General features: G+C 48.8%; 1 pseudogene. It reads left to right on the top strand.

Features of this window, described 5'->3' with window-relative positions:
- Window positions 1–496 (top strand): annotated as a pseudogene (locus FD23_RS08610) (IS1634 family transposase); the annotation flags it as partial.

Here is a 496-nt window from a genome sequence, read left to right as displayed (position 1 = left end):
GCGGATACTTCAGTAAGGCCAATATCCAGTTCATGGACTCGTGCGACTATGATTTCGTGATGATGGTTAAAGGCAGAGCCTACTTTGTACACAGCTTGATCATGGAGCACATGGGCGAATTCGAATCAAAGAGAGCCTGCTCCATCAAGGCTTACCGGACTTATGGCATAACGGTTAAAGCCAAGCTGTACGCGGATGACGAAACTGACCGCTATTTCCACATCTACTACAAGGCCAAGAAGCAGGCCAGCGAGCGTGCTAGACTAGAAGCTGATCTGGACCGGATGGAAGCCGAGATGGACAAGATAAAAGGCAGAGAATACAAGCTTCCAAAGCGATACGAGCACTACTTCAAGCTTACCTACCACAAAGACAAGTTCTATGGCTACGAGGAACGGGAAGATGTCATCGAACAAGAGCTGCAGCTGTGCGGCTATTTCGCGATCGTGACCTCCGAAAAGATGACGGCCTCTGAAGCCTTGAATCTTTACAAGAG

It is taken from the genome of Lactobacillus delbrueckii subsp. delbrueckii DSM 20074 = JCM 1012 (genome assembly GCF_001433875.1).
Lineage (GTDB): Bacteria > Bacillota > Bacilli > Lactobacillales > Lactobacillaceae > Lactobacillus > Lactobacillus delbrueckii.
The sequence above is the reverse complement of the archived record's forward strand: the minus strand, read 5'-3'. Positions and strand labels throughout refer to the sequence as shown.